The organism is Syntrophaceticus schinkii (genome assembly GCF_000946815.1).
Taxonomy (GTDB): Bacteria; Bacillota; DSM-12270; order Thermacetogeniales; family Thermacetogeniaceae; genus Syntrophaceticus; species Syntrophaceticus schinkii.
In genome coordinates, this window is the sequence record NZ_CDRZ01000127.1 from 1 (window position 1) to 3140 (window position 3140).

Annotated in this window: 2 protein-coding genes and 1 pseudogene; all 3 read right to left on the reverse strand. The window is 52.2% G+C overall.

The window, feature by feature from the left end; all coding sequences use genetic code 11:
* A partial coding sequence (locus tag SSCH_RS06195) for a chorismate-binding protein (RefSeq protein ID WP_232294256.1) occupies positions 1-788 on the reverse strand: 788 nt, incomplete at its 3' end.
* Positions 760-1200 carry a hypothetical protein gene (locus SSCH_RS16395; protein WP_198142205.1) on the reverse strand — a complete coding sequence of 147 codons (441 nt, stop codon included), beginning with the start codon at positions 1198-1200 and terminating at the stop codon, positions 760-762. The genes SSCH_RS16395 and SSCH_RS06195, both read right to left, overlap by 29 nt.
* Before the next feature lie 309 nt (positions 1201-1509).
* Positions 1510-2394: pseudogene (aroF, locus tag SSCH_RS06200) on the reverse strand (3-deoxy-7-phosphoheptulonate synthase); the annotation flags it as partial.
* Between the last annotated feature and the right edge of the window lie 746 nt (positions 2395-3140).

A 3140-nucleotide genomic window follows, 5' to 3' on the forward strand; every position in this document is an offset into this window, starting at 1 on the left:
TCACAGACCTGGTTGAGGTCGCCTCTACTCAGAGCAATCAGCATCTCATGCTCAGCCCGCTCCTTGGGGTCAGCAAGCAGGTCTTTGGCAAGCACCTGATCCCCGGCCGCACTCCCCCCGCGCCGCCTGGTGCCGGCGATAGGATGCGTCTCTGCCATGCCATTTTCCACCCTCACCAGCATCTCCGGGGAAGAACCGATCAGGCAGAGATCCCCGAAGTTCAGGTAATACATATAGGGAGATGGATTCAAAGAACGCAGCATCCGGTAAATAGCTAATGTTTCACTTGAAGTCCGGCATTGGAAACGCTGAGAAAGAACCACCTGCTGCACATCCCCGGCACTGATATATTCCTTGGCACAGCACACCTTCTCCAGATACTCTTCTCTGGTCATATCGAGGGACGAGGGATAAAAGGACAGTTGGGATGCGACATCAGATATGGCATCCCCAGAAGACAATTTGCTCTGCAGCTGCTCAACACCCTGAGCGATCCGCGGCTGCATCACTGCTGCCCTCTTCTCCGGCAAAACACCATGCGGCTGATTGAGGCCTCCGGATCCGGACAAGCAGTAGCCTGGCGAGACACTTTTCTCCGGCAAGACATCCTCTAGCCGCTCAATAACACCCTGAACAGCCGCCATGGATTGCTCATAAGCCCCCTGGGGATCGCCTTCTATAGGGATTAATGCAACCACCCGCAGCCGATTTGTGACATGGTCGTAAATCAGAACAACCCTGGTGAGGATAAAAAAACAGTCAAGGAAGGTGCAGGTCATCTTTGGCATTCTCTGGAAGAGAATCAAAATTGCGAACCAAATCATACCCGAAATAGCCCACCGCCCCACCCTGAAAACGCTGTTCACCAGGCAAGGGCGCTACCTTGAGAGCAGCCATCATCTCTTTGAGATAACCCAGAGGATCCCCTGTCAACTGCCTCCGCCGCCCGTGAGCAGTGACCTCAAGCTGCTCCCCTTTAGACTTGTAAATGAGAAAAGGGTCAAAACCGATAAAGGAATAGCGGGCCACCTGCTCCCCTCCCTCCACACTCTCCAGGAGATAACTGTAATCCCCAGAAGCCACCTTTTTGAAAATAGAGATCGGTGTCTCCAGATCCACCGCCACATCCGCCCAAACCGGTACTACCCCGTACCTTGCCGCTGCCTTCAGATAGTCCCCTCTACTCGGAAACACCATCATCTTCACCTCCATAAATAATAAACCGTAATAAACCGGGATCAGACTTGCGGATTCCCGCTTCCCACATCTATTTTTGTCAGGCTTGCTTTATTGCTTTGTCGCAAACTCGCACCTGACAACCCGTTAGATATAAAAAACCGCCACTCAAATGAGCGCCGGTCAGCTTTCGTAAAGCATTTAGCTCCCGCCTCATCTCAGCTCAACTCATCTCAACCAAACTCAGCTCTACTCAATAATTATTTTTGCGAAATGCTGCTCAACCCGCCACAACTCTCCAGCACCAGGCGGTGACAGGATGACGGTTCTCTGTCACCGCTCCACGGCGACCTGAGAGACAATACAATTGGAGGATGCAATTGTCCGCCCTACTATGCCAGCTATCGCCTGCAGCTCAGGCATCAGGCAGCCAAAATCATCTGTAGAAAGAGACTGAAACCCATCACACAGCGCTTGCTCAGGTTCCGGATGCACCTCCAGAAGCAGCCCATCGGCCCCGGCTGCTACTGCAGCCCGGGACATGGGTGCCACCAGGCAACGCTTCCCGGTGGCGTGGCTGGGATCAACGATCACCGGCAGGTGGCTTAATTCCTGCACAAGGGGAACGATACCCAAATCCAGGGTATTGCGGGTGGCACTTTCAAAGGTGCGGATCCCCCGCTCACAGAGCACCACATTGTGATTACCGGCAGCAACAATATACTCAGCAGCCATCAGCCACTCCTCCACAGTGGCAGAAAACCCCCGCTTCAGAAGCACCGGCTTCCCGGAACACCCCACCATGCGCAGCAGGCTGGAATTCTGCATATTCCTGGCACCAATCTGCAGCATATCCACATATTCCAGAGCCAGCTCCAAACTATCTTTATCTAAAACCTCAGTAACAGCAGCAAGACCTGTTTCCTCAGAGGCCTCCTTGAGCAGCCTCAACCCTTCCTCCCCCAGGCCCTGGAAGCTGTAAGGCGAGGTTCTGGTTTTAAAAGCGCCGCCCCTCAGCATCACCGCCCCCGCCCGGCGCACCCCCCGGGCAGCAGCAACCACCTGCTCCCTGCTCTCTACCGCACAGGGCCCTGCGATAACAACAACCTTGCGCCCGCCAAAGACCACATCCTTCACCCTGACCAGGGTCTTTTCATTTTTCAGATCACTGCTCACCATCCGGTACGGCTTCATCGCACCCACCAACCCCTTTCCCCCCGGAATACTTCATTACACTCACACCGGCACCGCACATTACAGACACTCACACCTCAGCCGGTTCGCCACCTGCGCCTGAGAGATACCCTTTCCCCCCGGAATATCTTCTATACTCACACCGGCGCAAACATCAAACTCACACCAGAAATGCAAAAAACCAGCACTCAAATGAGCGCCGGTTCACATCCCAAAAGGCATTTCTCCCAGCCTCATCTCAGCTCATCTCAAACTCTACTCTACTCCACTCATCTCAACTCATCTAAAATGTATGCAGTTTTCCACTCAGCTATGCTCTTCTCAACTAAATTTCTTTCCACCGCAAAAAGAAATGGATATTACCTGAAAAGAGAAGTCATAAATCGGAGGTCTGAAGTTACCAGGAATCGCTTTTACGCTTGTTCCGAAACATTCTGACTCCGGCTCTCTTTTCATCCTTGCTGGTTTCACCATAAAGCGGTACAGATACCATTCTGTGCCGATGCCGCCTGAGCAACACAAGTGCCAACCTGGAGGACATTATAACCAATAAACAACCCCGGTGTCAATACCAGGAAACAGTATTTTAACTGCTTTACAGCAAAGATAAAATTTCAATTATAGTATGCTTGCGGCTCAGCTTTTACCCCCGAACAAAGTACGCACGAAGCCGACCCATCTCAACCTGCTCATAGGAGAGGATATACTGCCCTCTGCCAGCAACTAGCATTTAGATTTATTGAACCTTTTTTTAAAAGCAAGAGGCGACA